A 20,073-nucleotide genomic window follows, 5' to 3' on the forward strand; every position below is an offset into this window, starting at 1 on the left:
CTTACACCTCGGCGATCTCGAGGATCGGCTTGCCCAGTTGTCCGGCCCGGTCGAGTTCCCGCCGCATGCCGTTGGAAATGCCGTTGCCGGTGAACGCCCATACCTCGTCGCAACATTCCATGTAGGCCAGGCCGCAGGCGATGCCCGTCTCCCGCTGCTCGGAAACACTGTCGTCGGTGAAGGTCGGATACAGCAGATGCGGCGCGAACGGCGCGTGACCGCTTCTCATAACCCGACGGCAAAGCGCCTCGGCGACCCTGACGTTTCGGGCTATGTCGCCCGCGAACGGGCTGCAGACAAAGATGCGTTTCATCGGTCCTCTCAAAGGGTTTCGTAGTTTCTGATCTTCCGCTCCCGAAGATCCTTGTAGACGGCCTCGGCCACCTTCCGGCCATCGATGTTGGTGGTCACGCTCAGTTCCACCGGGCGGTCGGCCAGACCATCGAGCCGCGAGAGCAGCGATTCCAGCAGTTCGCGCAGACCCGGACCGGCTTCCTCTCCGCGCATGGGTGTCGCTGGAGCGATGCGGGCCGGAGCGATCAACCGCTCGGAAGGCACCGTCTCGGCGAGTCCCGATTGCAGGGGCTTCGCTATCGGAGTCGGTGCGGCCGTCTTGGGCCGTTCAATCCCGGCCGGAGCCAGAGAAGCACTTCCGATTTCCGGTGCCGGTTCCAGCGCAAACGGCTGGATGTAGCTCTTACTTACCGGCTCGACGGCCGCCGCGACGGTCTGCACGGTGCCGTTCATCGGTTGTGGGGGTGGCGCGGCCGTGGACATGACTGGCTGGAGCATCAGCATGGCGCTCAGGGCCTTGGGCACCAGGCGTTCGTCCAGACGCGGCACCAGACTGAGCACGCTTTCGATGATGCGTTGTCCAATCGATTCGGCGGGCTGCGCGGCCTTGAACGGTTGCTTCTGTTCGGCCACCTGCGGAATCGGAGTCTGGATTCCCAGCATGGCGCGAGCGGAGGAGAGCAAACCGTTGGCGATCCCGGCGCTTCTATCCTTGATCGCCTGAATGGCCGCGCTCGCGCCGCCGGAAAGCCGCTGCCAGAGGGACTGCCCCTCGGCACCGGCGCTGGTAAAGATTCGACCGACAGCGCCGGGCACGGCCGATAGCGTGGCAACGATCCGGTCGCGGACAGTGACGGCTCCCGTGGCCAGCGCGTCCCAGGCATTGACCTGGGGCGGCGTGATTGCCAGCTCAGGCGTGTCGCCAAACAGGGATTGTTTGAGACCGCCGAAGATGGCACCGGCCTTGGCCGCGACGCTTTGAGCCCCGGAGGTCAGACCGTCCCAGAGTTTTCCGGCCATGCGGAAGGGAGCTGAGGCGGCGTCCATGAGGTTTCCGCCCGCCGATTTGATCTGCTGCCAGGCTCCCGCAGCGGCCGAGAGAATCCCGCGAGCGGCGAAGCCGAACACTTTCGCGGGCAGCGACTGGGTAAGGCTCATGCCATCGGCGAGGGTCTTGAGCAACGCGGAGCCGGAAGCGGTCAGGCTGGCGAGTGGTCCCTCGCGGGCGTCGGAGAACGGCAGTAGATTGCGCAGCTTGCCGAGAGCGTTTTTGAGCATGGTGAAGGGATAGGTCACCGCCGACCAGATTCCTTCGCCCAAGGTGACGAGCAGCTTCTTGCCCGCCTCGAAGAAGGTGGTGTCCCCGGCGAAGAAGGAACGCACGGTGGCAAACATCTCCCGCAGGGTGCTGATGATCGGCAGATTCAGAATCGCCTGGCCGATCTGTCCGGCGGCGTCGGCCACCAGGCGTCCGATGGAGGTGAAGATGCCGGAAATGAAATTCCAGACCCCGACCACCACATCCCGCGCCCAGCGGAACGGGGTGGCAAGAAAATCGTAGACCGCGCCGCCAATGGCCTTGAGACCGTCCAGCAGGGAGATGTCGCCGGTCAGCACCTGCCAGACCGCATAGACGATCTTCCCGGCGGCCACGAAGGCCTCGCCGATCATGCGCACAGGCAGCAGGAACTTGTAGATGAACTTGGCCGCTCCGATCAGGGACCCGACGATGATCTTGCCGACCCAGACCACGCTGCGCACCACCACCGCCAGGGCTCGGACGATGAGCGACAGGTTCCAGGCCACGATCTTCAGCGCGAATGCCAGCCCCTGCAGAAGCACACCGGCGACGGTGCCGATAACCGTGCCGAAGGTGCGCCAGGACGACCCGTCGGTGGCGCTGGCCGCCACGCCGAAGATCTCCACCACTGAAAAGACCGCGCTGGCCAGTGCCGCATAGGCGCTCATCAGGGTGCGGACGGTCGGTTCGAGGATGGCGCGGATGCGGCCAAAGGCATGGGAGAACGCGCCCCACAATCCGGCCATGGCCTCACGAACGCGGTAATAGGCCTTGAAGACGGTGACCACGAAGCCCAGCAGTCCGGCGGATTCGAGCTTTTGGGCCAGTTCGGCCGACATCTGCCCAACGCCGCCGCTGAGCGAACCCACCAGCTCTCTGATCCCCCGGAAGACCAGCGAGACCTTGTTCCAGGCCCCGGTGATGATCTCCTGAATGCCGCCGAAGTTGGTTTCCCATGCGCGTTTGAGCAGATACACCGAGAGGATCACGCCCGCGATGATCGCGGTGACGGGCAGAAAGTAGGTCGCGACCGCCGAACCCACCCCGGCGAGCGCGGCGCTGATGGCCACGAACCCGGCCTTGATGGCTGGAAGCATGAGTCCCACCATGCCCACGGCTGCGGTGACGGCTCCGGCAACGACCAGAATGGTGCCGAGGGCCATGGATAGTCCAAGGACCACCCGGGTCACGCCCGGCATCGATTTGGCCATGCGTTGCAGGAACAGAATGAAGCGGGAGACGCCGTTGATCACCGGCGTGACCACCGGTAGCAGAGTGCGTCCCAGGATTTCGCTGAGGTTGGCCACCTGCTGGCGCAGGAGCAGGAACCGGGCTCCGATGTCCTGGTTCATGGCGTCGGCCATCTGTTCGGTGACCGCCGTGCCGGTCTTCATGGCCCGGCCCACCGACTGGATATTGCCTTCGAGGCTCTCCATGCCCGCCGACATCTGCAGCAGGAACTTGACCGCCTCGTCGGAGCCGAAGGCCTTCTTCAGCTTCACCTGGGCGGCGGCGTTGGAGAGATCGGGGAACTGGCGCTTGATCTCCTGCAGGATGGGAACCACGCCCTTGAGACGGCCACTGGTGTCGGTGAAGGACAGGCCAAGCTCGTCACCGGCCTCGGCCGCCTTCATGATGAACGCCTTGTACAACGTGCCCGCCTCGGAGCCGGGCATGGTGGTCTGAAGCTGGCCAAGCACGGCGAGCTGCTCATTCAGGGGAATGTTGCTCGCCGCCGCCACCGCGCCGATGTTCTTGATGGCGTCGGCCATCTGGGTGCCGTTGGTCTTGAACGAGGCCACGGTCTGCGCCATGGCTCCGGAAAAGGCGGTCGCCCATTCCATGTCGTTCATGTCGGCCATGATGGGCTTGAAGATCCCGTAGGCCGTGGTGAAGGTGCCGACCATCTCCTGGGTGGTGGCCTTGGTCGCCTTGGCGGTCATGGCGGCCATGGAGGTGAAGACGCCCACCGCCTCGTCGCTGAGGTTGGACAGGGCCGATTTCACGTCGTAGGTGGCGGTGATGAAGGCGGCCTTGTCGGCACCGGACCATTGGTTGGTGAAGGATTCGGCGGCGTCCTCGATGGCACGGAGATCCTGCACGCCCAAGGACGCCAGCTCTCCCAGGGCCTTCTGGGTCGCGGCGGTGGAGGCGACCAGGGCGGCGGGCATGGCCATCAGGGCCAGACCCGCCCCCAGCATCATGGTGCCTTGCTGGATGCGGTCCAGGTTGCGGGTCATCCGCTCGCTGGCATCCGCGACGGTGGAATCGAGGTCCATCATGGAGCCACGGATGCGCTGCGCGTTCTGCGAGAACGCATCCTTCATCGATACCACTATGCCCAGTCCGAGATCGCCGTTCATCTATCGCCGTTCCGTTTGCTCACGTTCAAAATCAAGCTGCCGCTCGAGGGCCTCGACGAACTGACGCCGGACCCTGAGCGGCAGCGAGCGGGTTTCCGACCAGCCCCAGTGCAGTCCGCCGTAAGCGAGAAAGAATGCGTCGCTTACAAGCGAACTCCAGGGAACAAAAAAGCCGGTTCGGCCTCCAGGCGAGTGCGGATCTTGGTGCCGCAGCCATCGCATTCGGTCTCGACCGAGGTGTCGATTCCCGCGTCGACCCGCGACATCTCCTGCCGCAGCGCGTTGCGGTCGCGCATCGACATTTCCGCCAGGCTCTTCTTGGAGGGAGCCTTGCCGTCGATGTCGAGGACGCGGATGAGCATGGCCGAGGTGATGTTGGGCTCGCGCAGGCTGGCCAGACGCTTTTCCTTGTGGCCATCGAGATATCCGAAGCGCACGGTTTTCTTCGAGCCGGGCAGCTTGAAGGAGAACTCCCGCTCCTCGCCGTAGGGGGTGACCTTGAGATCCTCGAGATTGATGGTCACAAAGTTGGTCATGCGGCAGGCGCTGTTCGGGCAGCTCAGCTCCAGCTCCACCTCGTCCCCCAGGGAAATCTGGCGCAGGCGGACCAGGGCGAACAGCCGGTCACCCGAGAGCAGGTTCATCACCTCGGCGAGATCGGGATCGGTCTTCTCGCCCAGCCGGACGAAACAGTTGCGGAGCACCTGGTTGATCGCCTCTCCGGAGCGGATCAGGCGCTGGTTGGTGAGCAGTTCCTCTTCGGCCCCGGTCATTTCCCGGAGCTCGAGTTCAGTGCCGCTTGGCAGTTCAAAGCTGTACATGGTCGATCCTCCGGTTTAGGTCCAGTATTGGAAGCAGATGGTGAGCTTCTCGATGGTGTTCTCGGTGTTGCCGCCTTCGAGCTCGTCGTATTCGAGCGCTTTCACCCAGGCCCCATGCAGGGTCCAGCGGCGGGTCTCGTTTCCGGTGCGGTCGTAGCGGACAACGTCGATGTCGCGCATGTAGTCGGCGGGAAGGCCGCCGGTGACGGCGTTCACGTCCACCTGTTTCTTGATCCATTCGCGGGCAGCCTCGTCGGAGCCGTCCTGCAGTGCGCCTTTCTCGAGGGTGATGTCCTCGAACTTGACCCGTCCCGCCACCTTTTGGTCGAACATCGAACCGGCCGGGGCGAAGGCCACTTCCTCGAATTCGGTTTTGGGCTCCTGTCCCTTGTGGAACAGGGCCACGTCGAAGCCGTTTACCTCGATGGCGAACTGCCAGTTCTGATAAAGGCTTTTGGGCATATTTCCGCTTCTCATAGCCGTGTTCTCCCGTTAGATGATTTCTTTGAAGTCCGCGCCGGTGCTGGTCAGGATGAAGTTCAGCTCGATGAACTCCGCCGTCTTGGTCGGCTTGACGAACACGCGGGCCACCATTTCGTTGCGGTCGATGACCGCCGGGGTGTTGGTCTCTTCGTCGCACTGGAAGGCGAAGTCGTAGAGGCCGCCCTTGTCCTTGATGTCCTGCAGAAAGGGATTGATCAGGCGGCCGAGGGCACGCCAGGTCTGGGGATGGTTCGGCTCGAACACCACGAAGCGGGAGGATTCCGAGATGGCTTCCTCCATGTACATCATCAGGCGGCGGACGTTGATGCGATCCACGGCCGAGGGCTGGCTTTGCAGCGTCTTCTGGCCCCAGATGTTGATGCCGGTGTCGGGGAACACGGCGATGACGTTGATCCCTTCCGGATAGAGCACATCGCGCTCGCCACGGCTGGTCTTGTAGGCCAGGGAGAGCGTATTGAAGATGCGGCCCCGGTCGATACCGGCGGGCGCGTTCCAGACGTTGGTCTTCTGGTCGCTGCGGGCGATGCAACCCGCCACCGCGCCGCAGGGCGGCACCAGCTTCTTGCGCGAGTTGACCGGATCGCTGATCTCCAACCAGGGGTAATAGAGCGCCGCGTAGGAGGAGTTGAAGGCCGCGTGGCTGTACATCCCTTGTCCCTTGCGGAAATCGACCGCCTCGAGCGGCTCCAGATGCATGGGCGTGTCGGCGATGAACAGCAGATCCTTGCGCCCTTCGGCATAGGCGATTCCGGCGTTGATTACCGGCACCGTGGTGACGCCGGGAACCATCAGCAGGTTCAGGGCGTCGATCTCGTCAAAGCCATAGAGGCCGGTATGCTGCGAGGGATCGCCGATGAAGTCCGCATCGGCCAGGTCGGTCAGTCCGTTGTCACCGCCGCCGAGTGTGAACACGCCCAATGCCGGACGGTCGCCGGGCGTTCCCGACGCTGCTGCCAGATCCTGGACCAGGATGAAATCCGAACGGTCGTTGATCGCCAGCTCCACGTGGTTCGGCAGCGTCTCGTCCATGCTCAGATCCTTGAACACCTCGACCACATCGCCTTTATGCCGGACCACCAGGTTGAAATGGTTTGCCGGATCGAGGGAGCCGTCCTCAATGGAGACGGAGAGCCGGTCGCCCCAGACGCCTTCGTTCACGGCCTCGATCCGCAGGGCGTCGGTGGGCGTCGCCTCCCGGTTCTGCAGCACGATGGAAGATTTGAGCGCCGTCAGGGTGTCCCGGTCGGTGGAGTCGGTGAGATGGGCGATGCGGGTGACGTAGAGGACCGAGCCGCCGTTGTCGAAAAACGCCCGGGCGGCGTAGGCCAGATAGCTCTCGTTGATATAGGAGCCGAAACGGTTGATGAACTGCTCCCAGCTCGTCACCAGCACGGGCTTGTTGATTGGACCTTTCTCGGCCACCCCGACCATGGCGGCCGACGAGGTCGAGATCTGCTTCACATAGAAACTGAAGTCCGTTTCCCGGGTGTAAATACCGGGCGATAGATAGGTCGGCATGGTTATTTCCTCCGCTTGCTGGTGGTCTTGGCCTCATCGGCTGCGGTGTCATCGGTTGCCGTGGGCTTTTCCGGCTCCGGTTCCACGCCGCCGGTCAGGTCGGTGATGCGCACCAGGCCGCGTTTTCCGGCGGTCTTGAGCTCGGCGGAGAGGTCCTTGCGGGCGATGCTCTTGCGTTCTCGCGGCCCAAGGTGAAGGGTTCCCTGGCCGGAGAGGTTGAACGTCAGGGGTTGGAACTGCAGGTTTCTGATCTCGATCACGGTAGTTCTCCTTTACGGTTGAATGGTTCGTTGCTCTGTCACGTCGCCGTGAAACTGGAAGGTTCGGTCCCGGATCAGCCGACCGTCGCGCAGGTCGCCGTCGTACACCGGGCAGGATTCGATGCGGATGCGTCCGGAGCTTTGCCGGAGGTTGGAGAGGTTCACCCGGGCCAGGCCGCCCAGAGGAACCAGTTCGGTGAGGTTCAGGCTGCCCTGGTCGGCGATGGCGATCTCCGGGTAAAGCTGGAGGAACCGCGACACCGATTCGTGAAAACCGAGCAGTTCGGCCTCCCGGTCCACGGTCACCACCAGGTCGAAATCGAGGTGATAGAGACGGGGAAACCGGCACTCCTCGAAACTCAGCTCCGCGACATTCTTCTCGAACAGGCGGCTCTGGCTGCGGCGGAAACGGTCCTCCGCCAGCTTCGGCCCCTGGAGGATGACGCTAGGGGTACGCTGGATCTCAAACAGGTCATCCGGGAACACCAGCACGGTGTCCGGGTGGATGGCCTGCTTGGCCAGGCGGATCAGTGTTTCTGTGACGGTCTGTATCGTGCTCAAAGGACGCCTCCGTTTTCTGCCTGGTTACTTACCGGAAGCGCTGGCGATGTGTCGGAGGCTCAAAGCGCGGAGCGGATCGCCTCGCGATAGTTCTGGAGGATCTGTTCGCGGTACTTCTCCATCACCGGATGCAGAAAGGGTCTGGCGGGGATGACGATGGTCGCGCCGTTCGGATGTTTGATGGTGGCCCCGTACTCCATGACGGCACCGATGTTCACCATGTCTTCCCCGTCCTTGTTAACGGTGCCGCGCAGCAGGCCGACGAACGCCTTGTCGGCCATGATCTTCTGGGTGATGGCGTTGACGAGAAAGCCGGTGTCGATGAGCGCCTTGCTGGAGCCTTTGCGCTCGATGGTGCTTGCGGCGAGCTTCAAGAAGGCCTGCCCGCCCGGGGCCTGGGAGCGAATCCCCCGCTGGATCTCGCGCACCAGAAAAAGGGCGTTGCGGATCGTGGCCTGACGCAGGGCCGTGGCCAGGCGTGGCCCCATGCCGGTGGTCAGCTTGGCGCGGGCCTTGTCCCAGTCACCGGTTCGCCTAACGCCCATTGAGCTTCACCAGTTGCAGGTTCTTGTGAGTGACGGTGCCGAAGAAGTGTTCTTCCTCCACACTCTGTATGCGATAGGTTTCCCTGTCGGTGGCCAGGCGGTCTTCACCCTGGACGTCGGCATCCGGAAGGACGCAGGCGAGCGCATCGATCTTGCCGCTCAGCTCCTCCGGCGGGGTTTCGTTCAGTTCGAGGGGGATGACGCAGATTTCCGTGTATTCGGCATCGTCGGTGCCGTAGAGCCGCTCGCCGGGAACCACGCGCAGGACGCGTGCAGTCTGGCCCGAGGAGAGGATCAGCCGGGCGACGTCGGCCACGGCTTCGGCGCGTTCCCGGTCATTCAACAACATCGAGATCGATCCCTTGTTCGTAGATGACCGGCGTAAGACCGCTCGGAGTCAGGATGTAGGCTTCCTGATCGAGCTGGGTGGCCGGACGCAGCTCGGTGAGCCGCTGCCGGTAGTCGGCGAGCAGATCGGCCTCGAGCTTGGCCCAGTGGCCGGGCTGGCCGGTTTTGTCCACCCGCTTGTCGCCGCTGGAAAAGGAGAAGGCGTTGGCGGTGGCCGAACGCATGACCTGGCAGGCGTGGATCTGCGCCATGATCACCAGGAGCTCGCGGACCTCGCCGGTGGGATCGGGGGTGATCTCTCCGGCCGTGATCGTCAGCGATTGGTCGAGGTCACGGCCGACCCGAAAAACGGCCTTCCGGACGCATCTCTCCAGAGTCTGGTCTTCGAAGAGAGATGCGCCCGGATCGGACAAGTCGAGCCGCAGGTCGGCGATCAGGTCACTCAGCAACACCTTGCAGACCCTCCAAACGGCTCTTGAGCGCGTCGATCACCGTGCGGCGTTTCTCGGTGTCCATGTAGCCTTTGAGGGTTTCCGGATTGGCTTCCTCGTTGACCCTGGAGATGGCGTCGGTGGCGGAGAGTTTGCTCAGGTCCACCGGTTCCGCGTCCTGGTCGGGCTCTGGAGGGGCGAGCGGTTCCTGCTTCGGTTTGTCGGCCATAGCCAGGCGGCCATTCTTGAGCGCCGCCTGGATCTGCTTGGTAAGGCGTTCCACCTCGACCACCTGGCCGGGCTTGAGTTTCAGCCCGGCGTCGGGGATCACCAGAACGCCGGGACGGATGTTCTTGATTCGATTCATCTCACGTCACCTCCCGGATTACGGAACCAATTTGACCTTGGCCATGATGTCAGGGCGGGTAATGCCCTGGCCGATTTCGGACCACACCAGCCAGCCGGTCTTGAAGCGGGTCTTCTGATCGATGGACTCCGTCTTCAGGTTTTCGCGCACCGGCATCTTTCCGACCTCTTCATCCGGGACGATGATGATCTCGTCCAGCGGCATGGAGGCGGTCAACAGGATGCCGCCGGTGCCGTAGTTCTTGATGACACCCTTCTGGCGCAGCTCGAGCTTGGTCTGGGGATCGAGGTTCCAGCCGCGCATGTCGTTGAACCGGCGGCCGCGCATGACGATGTACTTCACCGACAGCTCCAGGTCCTCGATGATCGAGATGGCCTCGTTCAGCGCCTCCTCGGTGAGCAAATCGCCGGTGACCTCGATGGTGTTGGCCGCCGGGATGGCCGAGGAGAGCACCGAGATGGTGCGGCGATCCATCTCCTTGCGGATGGCGTCGGCGGCGCTGGTCTGGATGTCCATCAGCGTGCCGATGTTGCCGTTCTTGAGGACGGAAACGTCCACCATCGGGTTGGAGTGGATGCGGTTGGTGGGGAACTCGACCTCGTCCTTGCCCACCTCCTGCTCCTGGGCGTCGCCGTCCTTGCTGATCCAATGGGCCTTGACGGTCGGTTTCTTCTGATAGACCGGACGTTCGCCCTTGGGCAGCGTGTGCTTGGTGAGCAGCAGCGAGGAGATCTCCTTACGCTTGATCTCCTGTTCGATGGGCGCGGCGATGGCGGCGGCAAGCGCCCGCATGCCTTCGGGCGACTCGAGAGCCTCGCTCATGAGCCGCGCCATGGTTTCCATGTACTCCTGGGAATGGATCTTCAACTGATTGGTTTTCATGTGCGTTGGCTCCTTGGGTTAGACGAGCAGGCGGAATTTGAGGACGCCGCTCTGTACGGAAATGGCGTGGGCGACGACGTGCTCTCCGGCCGCGACGCCGTTGGTCAGGCGACCGCCCGCTGAAACTTTCAGGTCGTCTCCGGCGACGACGGTTCCTTCGAAGGCGTCGGTCTCGTAGACGCCGCCGTCACAGTAGATGCCGGGCATTTCGCCACCGGCGTAGTCCTTGATCAGGATGCCGAAGGAGCGCTTGGTGGGATCGGTGTTGACGGCGAACAGGTCGTCGCCGACCACGCGGACCACCTGGCCGAGCTGGCCGTCGCCTTGGATGTGGCCGTCGCCATAGGCGAGGCTGCGGTGACACGGATTGATGAATGACATGGTGTTTCCTCCTTATGCGTTGATTTGCGAGTGTTCGGGAGAGTCCTCGCCGACACGGTTGCGGTAAGCGGCCATGAACCCGTCGCGCAGACGGTCTTCGAGCGACACCTTGCGGTCGTCCACATCGTGGGGCCGGACACCGGCGTCGCTGCGTAGCGGGGTTTCCGTCGATGCCTTGGCGGCGGGCTTGCCGCCCTGGTCGCTGTCGGCTGGTTTCTCTTCCTTGTCCTTGTCCGCTTTGGCCGATTTGGGCAGGCGTTCGTAAGCGGCCTCGGTGGCGGCGAAGGCTTCGTCGGACAGTTCGGCCAGGCGTTTCAGCTCGGCTTCCCGGTCCTCATCGGACGCAAAGGAGAGCCCTTGCTTCTCCAGCCGGGTGAGCAGCTTCTTGGCGCGGGAGCGGCAGGCGGCCGCCTTTTGTTCGGCTTCCAGTTCCTGGACGCGTTTCTGCAGCTCGGCGACCTGGGCCTTGAGCTGCCGGTTTTCCTTTTCCAGGTCGGTAACGCGGGCAGGATCGCCTTCCTGCTGGGCCGGTTTCTTCTTGGCCGCTTCGACGGCCGGTTCATCGGTAGGTTTGGTTTTGTCTTCCATCGTGGAATCTCCTTCGGGTTGGGATTGGTCGGGCTGGCTCTGAAGGGACGCCACCTGCAGAATCCTGGCGTTCTCGTCCGCGCCCTTGCGGTCGAGCAGTCCCAGTCCGGTGAAAGTGACGCCGTGCAGAATCTCGAAAACGGGTTGGCCGTTGAAATCACGGCCCTTGAATTTACGCAGGTGGGTGCAGTAGTCGGCCTTGTTCTGGAAGCGCTTGTGGCAGACCGAGCATTCGCCCTCCTGGTAGTCGCATTCCATGGAGACCTGGGAGATGATCCCGCGCTTCACCAGCTTGTAGGCCAGCCGGGCGGCCGGGGTGTCGTGAACGTACAGCTCACCGACGCATTCCACGCGGCCGCCGTTGTCGTCCTCCAGGTAGTCGGCGGCGACGATGCCACCGACGATGTCGTTGAACTCCTGCGAATGCTGCAGATCGACCTTCTTGTTCACGGCCGTCATGTGCCGACCGGACAACTCCTCGGCGGTGAAGTGATCGCCGTTCTTGTTGGTGCCGGTGCGACAGAGCACGAAGCTGAATTGGGGGTCGCCCGCCGAGCCGACATCCATGGCCTCGGTCGTGAGGCGTTCGCCTTCGCCCAGCCGGATGTCCACGGGGATGCTGGTGTGGAAGTTCGCGGCGGCGGCCATCGGAACGGGTTTCTCCTCCTGCTCGGCGCTGGCCTTGGCCCCGGGAGCGCAGACGAACAGACGCTCTTTGGCGTTGGATGCCTCACCGTGCTTGGAGGTGATGGCGTAGTGGTGATCCTTGGACTTCATCCGGCTCTGCTTGCCGAAGGAGCCGATGATCCGCTTCATCTCCTGCTCGTTGGGATAGGCGTGATCGCGGTAGGAAATCAGCCAGTGCGGGATGTGCTTGGCGTTGCCGAGAAAGGTCTGGAAGAACTCGTTGGCGTTGGCCTTGGTGACGGTCTTGTGGTCGGTCTCGTAATACTTGACCTTGGTGTCGGCCTTGATTTCGAGCCCTTCCCAATAGGTCATGAGCCCCTCCACGAAGTGGTAGGCCCGCTCGTAGTTGGTGGTCGAAAACTCAGTGGCGTAAGGCGGATCGAAGTAGGCCAGATCCGCCTTGGCTTTCGGCAGCAGATCGTTGATGTCCTGCCGGTATGCCTTGTTCTCCTTGTCGTTGTCGAAGACCAGGGCGTTGATGCGCTGCAGGTTCTTGCGCAGGCGATCCTTGAATTCGTCGGGAGTGTCCTGGCGGCGGCCATAATCGGTGGACGACGAGAAGTGGCCGAAGCCACCCTTGCCGCTCATGCAGGTTTTGCCGAGGCCGAACAGGGCGATGTCTTTCTTGAAGCCGGAGAGCTTGTCGCAGTTGGCGCGGATGGTGTCGATCAGCGCATGGACGCCCTTGGCGAAGAAGATGCCCTTGAAGTTGTCCTGAACGAAGCTGCCCGCCTTGGCGTTGTCGGCCAGGAGCGCCTCGATCTCGTCCTCGCTCATGCGAACCGAGTTGTTCTCGATGATCGCCTTGGCGGCGTGATGGCAGTAGCGGAGCCGGTCGTTGGCGATGACCTGGAGGCCTTTGGTCTTGTACATGTAGGCCACGACCGCAGACCCCGAAAAGGCGTCCAGCACCGTGCCAGTGCCTTCCGGGGTATGCTTCCAGATCCAGTCGACGAGCTTCTGCTTACTGCCGATGTAGTTGGTGATGTACTTGGGGCGTTTCTCGGGAGGGAGCTCTTCAGGAGCGGACTGTTCGGCGGCCTCGGTCCCGAGCGTGTCGGGATCGAGAGTCAGCGCCGCATCGGCCTCCAGTAGAAACGCCAGCCTTTCCAGGTCTGTGGCGAACAGTTCCATCAACGTCTCCGGTCAGTTTGCTGTGCTCTCCGCGACCTGCGGGGAGCATTCAGCGGTTACTTACCGGAAGCGTCGGCGATGTGTCGGAGGGTGACGGCGAATTTCAGCGGGCGGGGTTCAGACGGGTCAGAACGGCCTTGCCGCAGGCGTCGAGGGAGGGGTATTCGTCGCTCTCGGTGATCTCGGAAAAGAACCCGTCATAGGGGGAGCGGGACAGCCGGTGGTATTCGAGAAAATCCGCCGGAAGCGAGGTGGCCCCGGCCTCGACCAGACGGTTGACCACCCAGGCGGCCTCGTCCCTGCGGTCGGCAAGCCCGTTCGGCCCACGGTCGAGATAGTACATCTCCACATCCAGACCGGGACCCGGCCCCTGAACCCAGACGCCCACGGGCACGTATTCCGGGGCGGTGGCTTGCCGGTCTGCGATTATCGAGTCGAGCATATAGCGCAGTTTCATGACCAGTCCTCCGCGATCCGTAGATGTTCGGCTAGAAGCTGGGCGTCGATCCGGCGGAATCTTTCGGCGCTTTTCTGGCGGTAGGCGATCCAGCGTTGCCAGTCCGCCGCGAGCTCGGTCTCCGAGACCGGCTCGATCATTTCGACATGGTGAATCCGGCCCAGATCGTCGGTCAGCTCGACAATCAGCCAGCCTTCGGCCTCCTTGCCGTCATGTTCGGCCATCAGTGTGTCTTCGACCCGGACATCGACCACCTTGATGGTGTGGGCGTGCTGAAAGCCCTCGTCGTAACCGAGTGCCTTCCAAAACAGCCAGAAATCGGTGCGCAGATGGTTTCCAGCGGTGTCGAAATGGGGAGCGATCCGGGTGACGGTTAAGCTGTCCACCAGGGCGTCCAGAAAGAGATCCCCGGATTCTCTGACGGTCATGCGACTGCCCCGGTTGTTGAACCAGTGCAGCGCTTCCTGCAGCCGTCGTTTCTCCTGTTCGATAAAGTCCTTCATGGTCATTGTTTGCGTTTGCTCCAGCTTTGCGGGGTATGGACGATGTCCTCCACCTTGCGCCCGTCGGGCAGTTTCTTGATGCCGCGCCGGGTGAAACTCTGGATGATCTCCCGACGTTCGTTGTCGCTTCTGGCCACGATGAATTCGATGTTGTCCAGCAGCGTCACCGAGTATTTGAAGATGGTCTCGTTGCCATGGCGCTGCGAGAACCGCTTCCAGTCGTCGATGCTGGCTCCCCGGTTGCGCTGCACGTAGTCGTCAATCACCTTGCCGTAGGCGTCATGGTCATAACTGATGGCGTCCATGCGGCGCAGCATCTGTTTCTTGAAGTAGAGGGCCGGTGAGGCGTCGCTGGCCGGTTGCTTCTTGATGCGGGTGAAGAAATAGCTCGCGCCGCCGGTCTGCATGTCGGCCACCGGGGACATTCCTCCCGGAGCCACGCCCATGCGCATTTTCTCGACCGTGCTGACCATGGCTCCGTTGTTCTCCATGATCAAGTCGATGAAGCCGGACATGCTCTCACCGTTGGTCAGATCGTGGACCAGCGAATAGCCCTTCATCTGTTTTTCCAGGTCCTCCTCGGTGATGTCGAACCGGAACTGGTGCCGGTATCCGCCCTTTGCGTCGCGGTCCAGAAAACCCGCCTGGTATTCGCCCAGCGGGTTGTATCCGGAAAGTTGGGTGATGTCCTGGACACCCAGTTCCTTTTGCCAATAGCCGCGCAGGGCCTGGACCCGCTCGGTGGTGGTGGCGTTGCGGTCGTCGAGGGATTTCTGCAGTCGTTTGTAATCGGCGCTCTTGTCGGTCTTGCGGATGTAGGCGAGCTTTTCGAGATACATCTGCTCCGCGTTTTCCGCCGTGGCCACCCGGGTGTCGATGCCGAGCTGTTCGAGCTTTTCCAGCATCGCTTCGACCCGTCCGGGGGTGGCATCGCCATCCAGGATCATTTCCAGCTCGCCGCGTTGGGCATAGAGGTTGGTGTCCGACCAGGGACGATAGCGGACCCGGGTGCCGTCCTCGAAGGTGACGGTGTACTGGTGCCCGTCCTGCATGCGGGAGTTGTGATTGAACAGCGCCCGGTTGTCGATGTCGTCGGCCTCGACGGTGATGGTGCCGGAACCGATCCTGCGCTTGGTGTGGGTCACCTTGCCGCGTTCCACCTTGAACGGCGGTTTCTCCTTGGGTTTCTGCGCGTCGAGCTTGGGCAGATACTGCTCAAAAACGCCGTTGGTGGCCCGGTCCCAGTCGACGGATTCTTCGATCTCCTTGACCCATTTCAGATAATGGTCCGCCATCTCCTTGACCTTGGGGTCGGCGCTCTTTTGCAGGGTCTCCAGTTTCTTGCGCAGGCGCAGGGCCTTGTCGATCTTGGTCCGGTTGTACTTGCCGTCGCCCACGTGGAAATTGACGTTTTTGACGGCGTCCAGAATTGTCGGAAAGAAGCTGTCTTCGACCAGCGGTTGTCCCTTTTCCCCGGCCGCCGTCTGCACATACCTGCGCAGCACCTCGTCGATGCGGCGGTCGGTGTCCGGCCGGATCTTCATCTTCACCACGGTGCGCTTCTTCCCCTTGAAGCTCTCGGTGAAGATCAGCGCGTTCTGGTCCTCCACGTCGCCGCTGTCGAAGGGCAGCGTCTTGCCCTGCCAGCCGAGTTTGCGGGCCTCCTCGACCAGGGTCTCTTCGGCGGAGGAGAGCAGCTTTTTCTTGCCGGTGGCGGTACTCAGCTTGTCGAAACGGAAGCCCCGATCCCCCAGCACATCGGCGTAATAACCCTCGAAGTCCCGCCGGAGATTGTGTTTCCGCTCCAAAGCCAGATCGTAGAAATGCCGCAGCCTGGCCGGGTCCTTGGCGAACCGTCCCTCGGCGTAGGGCCGCAGCAGATCGAGGTAATCCTCGTCGGCGATCTTTTCGACTTCCTGGATGTAGCGCAGGGTCGCGTTCGGATCGACCCGTACCTTCCCTTCCTTGGCCGCCCGGAAGACCTTGTTGTAAAACGGCTCTTCCTCGCCGCAGACGCCGTTGGGGTGATAGTCGAGCGAGAGCTTGTCCTGGCCCAGAAACTTGAAGGCCTGGCCTTTGTCGATTCCGTAGACGCGACCGTCCCTGGCACGGATGAATTGCTTGGAATGTCCGTCGTGGTTGGCGATCAGCCAGTCGACCACATGCTCGCGCTGGATCTGCTCCAGTTCGATGGTGGTCAGATCCTGGGGCAGAATGTTGCGAAAATCGAAATCGTCCCGCAGATCGCTACGCCATTTCTGGATGGAGCCGGTGCGGCCGTTCAACTGGATGGTGCGCACCTCTATGGAATGAGGGTCGATCAGGCGGCCGATCTTGTAGGCTGCTTCCTCTCCGAAGGCGATGAACTCATCGTCCTTGCGGTCAATGGGTTTGAACAGCCATTTGTCGCCGTTTTCATCGGTCCAGAACTCCTTTTCGTGTGCGCCGCCGACAGCGGCCTTGCCGGTTTTCTTGAATTTTGACGGCAGACCTTTCTGCTGCCATGCGGTATCGACGGTGGCGAACTCCGCGCCTTTCTTACCGATCTTGGGCTCGGGCGGCTTGACCGGGATTGGCTGCGGAGCCGGTTTCGGTGGCTCTTTCTTCGGCGTGGCTGGCTTGGCCGGTGCGGTTTTCTTCTTGCCTCCATGTTTTTCGGCCCAGGCTGCGTGCTTGGTGTCGATGCTGGCCTGAACCGCTTTGATTTTCGCCGGGTCGGTCTCGGTGAAGAGCGTGGTCAGCTCGTCTTTGTTGGCCCACTGCCAATACTGAACCTTGGTCTCCTTGGCGAGCGTCTTGAGCTCCGTCGATTTCAGCTTGCCGACCTGGTCCTGGAAGAGCTGTTTCTTGAGGGCGATTTCCTTGGTGTAGGCCGCCAGCAGATCCTGGGGTAAATCGGTGCCACCGGAAACCGCCTGTTCCGCCTTGGCAATCGCGTCGAGGAAATCCTTGTAGCCGGTCGGCGTGTCGGGAACGACCACGGCCTTGGCGGCGTCTTCGAGTGCCGTTTTCTGTTTCAGGATCAGCTTTTGTTTAGCCTCGTCGACTGCCTTTTTCTTGACCGACTCGGCCATGTCGGCACCGGCCTTCTTCTGCAGCGCCTCGACGAGCTGCTGCTTGTTCTTGAGGATGCCGATGCCGTGCTTCTGTTTGGCCGCCGCGAGTTCCTTGCCCATCAGGCCGCTATGGTCCACACCGGGCTCCAGCTTATCCAGCAACTCGATGGTCTCCTGTTTGGTCATGTTGAGGGAGATGCCGTTCTCCTTCGCCATCTCCTTGAGCTGCTGGGCAGTCATGCCCTCCAGCCCCTCGGCGGGAGGGATCTTCGCCATCTGGGCGGCGAGCAGCTTGGCCTGTTTGAGTTCCGCCTGCTTCAGTCCCAGCAGCTCGACCAGTTCTTCCTTGGTCCGCAGCAGACCGATCTTGTGTTCCTTGAGCTTGGCGCTGAGCGCCGCTCCGGCCAGGTCGCCGTGATCGATCCCCGGTTCGGCCAGATCGAGCAGCTTGATGAAATCGGCCTTGGTCCGGGCAATGGCCACGCCGTTCTGTTTCGCCAAGGTCTGGAGCTGTTTGACCGTCAGCGAGCCGAGGTCGGCGATGTCGCCGTTTTCAAAGGCGCTCTTGAGCTTGGCGTTCTCCTTGGCCTGGGCGTCGGCCATGCCTTCCAGCACATGGGGCGGGAGAATGCAGGCGTCCCCCTGCGATGCCTGGGCGGCAGCCTTGGCGGCCATCTCGCTACCGCATACGGTCATCGGCCAGGCCACGATGTTGGTGCAGCGGCAGTACGGATGCGCGGGTTGCTGGGGGAACTTGTCGATGGGAAAGGTCTTGCCGTCCAGGCCGCCGCAGACCGGGCACATGCGCTCGTCCTCCATGGCCAGCCATTCCAGCTTCTGGATACCGACCCGCTCGTGGAACTTGAGCCTGCCCATGTTGTGGGCGCGGAGAACCTCGGTGCGGGCGATCATCTCTATGCGGTACTGGGCCTTGCTGAACACCCGGCTTCCGGCCTGGCGAAAGGAATCCTTGTTGACGATCACCTTGCCCATGTCCCGGACGATGTCGTCGGCCCCCTTGCCCGTGGCGACGCCGTTCAGGATGGTGCGCTTGATGCCGTCTGCGAGCTCGCGGTGGACGTCACCGGCAAGGGTAAGGTTGTACTGCGCCATGAAGTCGAGCGCATTGGTGTCGACGATGGTGAACACCTTGGTGGCCAGCTTGTCGATGCCTTCGGGCTTCAGGTCGGCGTAGAACGGCAGCGCCGCGTCGGCGAGTTCTCCGATTCCCTGCTGGATACCGAGCTTGAAGGAGTCCTTGGTCGTCTTGCGAAAGACCAGGGTCTGCTCCCGCTTGAGCCGCTTCATGGTGTCGTCGAGTTCGAGCTGGAGCTTTTCCAGCCCCTTGAGGGCGGCGAGCTTGTTGTCCGGCAGGGAGCCGAGGGAGCGGTACTGGAGGATGGCGCGGGCGACCTCGTCTTCGGCCTGTTTCAGCGCCTGGGTTAGCTGGGCCGTGACCTGGTCGTTGTAGCGGTTGCGGGCCGTAAGGCTCTTCAGGGTGGCCGACTGGATGCGCTGCTTGAGGTCCGACGGCATCATCGGGGCTCCCCCCGCAGGTCGATGAAACGACAGGCCGGGGCGTCGAAAGTGCGCTCGCTGTTGTGGACCCGGCAGTGGTTGGTGTCAGCAATGAAGTGGCTGCACTCGTCGCACACGGCCGCGTTGCCGGTGGACTCCAGGTCGCCCGACCAGACTAATGCCGCCTCCGCCGTGGGTTCATCGTCCTCGGCCGGAATCCCGAGCATCTTCCGAGCGCGAGGCACGCTGAGAATCCCGGAGACGACCATATCCACCACCGGCTTCACCTGCTTCTCGTCCATCAGGTCGATCTGCTTACGTTCGGTCTCGCGGTTGGCGGCCTCGATGTCCGGGTCCAGGTCCATCTTGAGCTGAAGGCTGGAGCGGCTGATGAGCTTGCGGTCGTAGAGTTCGATGAGGAGCTTCTTGAAATCGACCGCGTCGCTGGGGTCGAGGTCGTTGAAGATGAACTGGATGCTTTTGTCGCCGTGGCCGTTCAGCTCCATCCAGTCGTCGAACACCCAGTCGAGGAGCTTGCGGGCGGCCTGTTTGATCTCGCGGATCATGACCATCATCTTCTGCATGCTCACCGAGGCGGTGGCGAAATTCGGGCCGTCGCCGGTTACCAGCGAGCGTGACAGACCCAGGGCCACCACGATGTCTTCCTTCACCTCCTTGACCTTGTCCTCGACGTTGAGGACCTGGCCATCGGTGCCGTGGGTTTCGACATTGACGTAGAACGGGACCACCAGGCCGCTTTTCATGTCCATCTTGTTGACCATGTCGCGGACCTGTTCGAGCATCCGCTGGTCCGGCATCACCATCTTCTGGCCGAACGCGCCGCCCACCTTGAGCAGGCGAAAGGGCGTAGCCCAGCGCTTGGCGATGGCCTGTTCGGCCCGGCGGTAGTCGCGCAGCAGTTCGATGGCTTGAAAGGCGGGAAGCACGAGGGAGTTGCCCCGGGGCGAGAAGGCCGGAGCATCCCATTTGAGGTGGACCACCTGTTCGACGGGCAGCGGGATGGATTCCCCGCCGCCGGGGGTGTCCTCTGGAAATTGCCGGGCCTCGATCAGTTCGCCCTGGGCGTATTTGACCTTGACCGAAACCGGGTTGACGCAGACCAGCTCCTCGATGTCCTGGCCAGACTTGGTAAAGCGCTTGAAGCCGATGGCGTCGCCTTTCACCAGGAGCTGAAGAACCATGTCCTTGATGAACTGCGAGACGTTCAGCCGCCAGGCGGCTTCCAGAGACTGCTCCTTGAGGTTCTCGTCGTCGCTGGTGATCTTGATCTCGTCGCCCACGGCGAAGGTGCGCCAGGAGTTGACGCAGTTCTTCACCAGCGGCTCCTCGACGTAGTATTCCCAGGCCTTACGGGCGCGTTCTTCCCAGGTGGCAGGAATCGCTTCGGCGGCGTTCACCTTGGCGAAGGCTGCCGAGTCGAGCGCTGCCGCTGCGGCCAACGGTGCGATGACAAAGCCGGTGGTATCCAGGCTTTCGGGTTGTTCGTCCTGATGGGCGGTACTTTCCACGTGATCCTCTCGGTAGTTTCGGCCAT

General features: G+C 62.4%; 18 protein-coding genes. All 18 read right to left on the reverse strand.

Annotated elements, in window-relative coordinates; translation table 11 throughout:
* Nucleotide 1: 1 nt before the first annotated feature.
* Nucleotides 2-313 carry a DUF4406 domain-containing protein gene (locus tag FCL48_RS15920; protein ID WP_136873420.1) on the reverse strand — a complete coding sequence of 104 codons (312 nt, stop codon included), beginning with the start codon at nt 311-313 and terminating at the stop codon, nt 2-4.
* An 8-nt stretch (nt 314-321) separates the two neighbouring features.
* Nucleotides 322-3,957: a phage tail tape measure protein gene (locus tag FCL48_RS15925; protein ID WP_136873422.1), complete on the reverse strand. Its 3,636-nt coding sequence runs from the start codon at nt 3,955-3,957 to the stop codon at nt 322-324.
* Between the two features lie 143 nt (nt 3,958-4,100).
* The gene (locus tag FCL48_RS15930) at nt 4,101-4,778 is read right to left on the reverse strand and encodes a hypothetical protein (protein ID WP_136873424.1); all 678 of its coding nucleotides are present in this window, start codon (nt 4,776-4,778) and stop codon (nt 4,101-4,103) included.
* Between the two features lie 15 nt (nt 4,779-4,793).
* Nucleotides 4,794-5,255 carry a phage tail protein gene (locus tag FCL48_RS15935; RefSeq protein WP_013219051.1) on the reverse strand — a complete coding sequence of 154 codons (462 nt, stop codon included), beginning with the start codon at nt 5,253-5,255 and terminating at the stop codon, nt 4,794-4,796.
* A 15-nt stretch (nt 5,256-5,270) separates the two neighbouring features.
* Nucleotides 5,271-6,800, reverse strand: a complete 1,530-nt coding sequence (locus FCL48_RS15940) for a phage tail sheath C-terminal domain-containing protein (RefSeq protein WP_136873426.1) — start codon at nt 6,798-6,800, stop codon at nt 5,271-5,273.
* A 2-nt stretch (nt 6,801-6,802) separates the two neighbouring features.
* Nucleotides 6,803-7,060 carry a hypothetical protein gene (locus tag FCL48_RS15945; RefSeq protein WP_136873428.1) on the reverse strand — a complete coding sequence of 86 codons (258 nt, stop codon included), beginning with the start codon at nt 7,058-7,060 and terminating at the stop codon, nt 6,803-6,805.
* 12 nt (nt 7,061-7,072) lie between these two features.
* Nucleotides 7,073-7,621, reverse strand: a complete 549-nt coding sequence (locus FCL48_RS15950; RefSeq protein ID WP_136873430.1) for a hypothetical protein — start codon at nt 7,619-7,621, stop codon at nt 7,073-7,075.
* Between the two features lie 59 nt (nt 7,622-7,680).
* Nucleotides 7,681-8,166, reverse strand: coding sequence for a hypothetical protein (locus FCL48_RS15955; RefSeq protein WP_136873432.1), 486 nt, complete (start codon nt 8,164-8,166; stop codon nt 7,681-7,683).
* Entirely contained in the window at nt 8,156-8,515 is a 360-nt protein-coding gene (locus FCL48_RS15960; protein WP_136873434.1) for a hypothetical protein, read from the reverse strand. The genes FCL48_RS15955 and FCL48_RS15960 overlap by 11 nt, the downstream gene beginning before the upstream one ends.
* A complete protein-coding gene (locus FCL48_RS15965; protein ID WP_015721246.1) occupies nt 8,502-8,966 on the reverse strand; it encodes a hypothetical protein in 465 nt (154 codons plus the stop codon). The genes FCL48_RS15960 and FCL48_RS15965 overlap by 14 nt, the downstream gene beginning before the upstream one ends.
* On the reverse strand, nt 8,953-9,312 hold the full coding sequence (locus FCL48_RS15970; protein WP_136873436.1) for a hypothetical protein: 360 nt from the start codon (nt 9,310-9,312) through the stop codon (nt 8,953-8,955). Before FCL48_RS15970 ends, FCL48_RS15965 begins: the two co-directional genes overlap by 14 nt.
* Nucleotides 9,313-9,330: 18 nt before the next feature.
* Entirely contained in the window at nt 9,331-10,194 is an 864-nt protein-coding gene (locus FCL48_RS15975) for an HK97-fold major capsid protein (protein ID WP_027182228.1), read from the reverse strand.
* Between the two features lie 18 nt (nt 10,195-10,212).
* Complete coding sequence (locus tag FCL48_RS15980) at nt 10,213-10,575, reverse strand: hypothetical protein (protein WP_013219066.1); 363 nt, start codon at nt 10,573-10,575, stop codon at nt 10,213-10,215.
* A 12-nt stretch (nt 10,576-10,587) separates the two neighbouring features.
* Nucleotides 10,588-12,984, reverse strand: coding sequence for a DNA adenine methylase (locus FCL48_RS15985; RefSeq protein ID WP_136873438.1), 2,397 nt, complete (start codon nt 12,982-12,984; stop codon nt 10,588-10,590).
* Nucleotides 12,985-13,087: 103 nt separating this feature from the next.
* Nucleotides 13,088-13,441 (reverse strand): hypothetical protein, encoded by a 354-nt coding sequence (locus FCL48_RS15990; protein WP_136873439.1) that lies wholly within the window; start codon nt 13,439-13,441, stop codon nt 13,088-13,090.
* Entirely contained in the window at nt 13,438-13,950 is a 513-nt protein-coding gene (locus FCL48_RS15995) for a hypothetical protein (RefSeq protein WP_136873441.1), read from the reverse strand. The genes FCL48_RS15990 and FCL48_RS15995 overlap by 4 nt, the downstream gene beginning before the upstream one ends.
* A complete protein-coding gene (locus tag FCL48_RS16000) occupies nt 13,947-18,539 on the reverse strand; it encodes a minor capsid protein (RefSeq protein WP_205747734.1) in 4,593 nt (1,530 codons plus the stop codon). Before FCL48_RS16000 ends, FCL48_RS15995 begins: the two co-directional genes overlap by 4 nt.
* Nucleotides 18,536-20,047, reverse strand: a complete 1,512-nt coding sequence (locus FCL48_RS16005; RefSeq protein WP_136873443.1) for a phage portal protein — start codon at nt 20,045-20,047, stop codon at nt 18,536-18,538. The genes FCL48_RS16000 and FCL48_RS16005 overlap by 4 nt, the downstream gene beginning before the upstream one ends.
* Nucleotides 20,048-20,073 lie beyond the last annotated feature (26 nt).

This window comes from Desulforhopalus sp. IMCC35007, assembly GCF_005116575.1.
Taxonomy (GTDB): Bacteria; Desulfobacterota; Desulfobulbia; order Desulfobulbales; family Desulfocapsaceae; genus Desulforhopalus_A.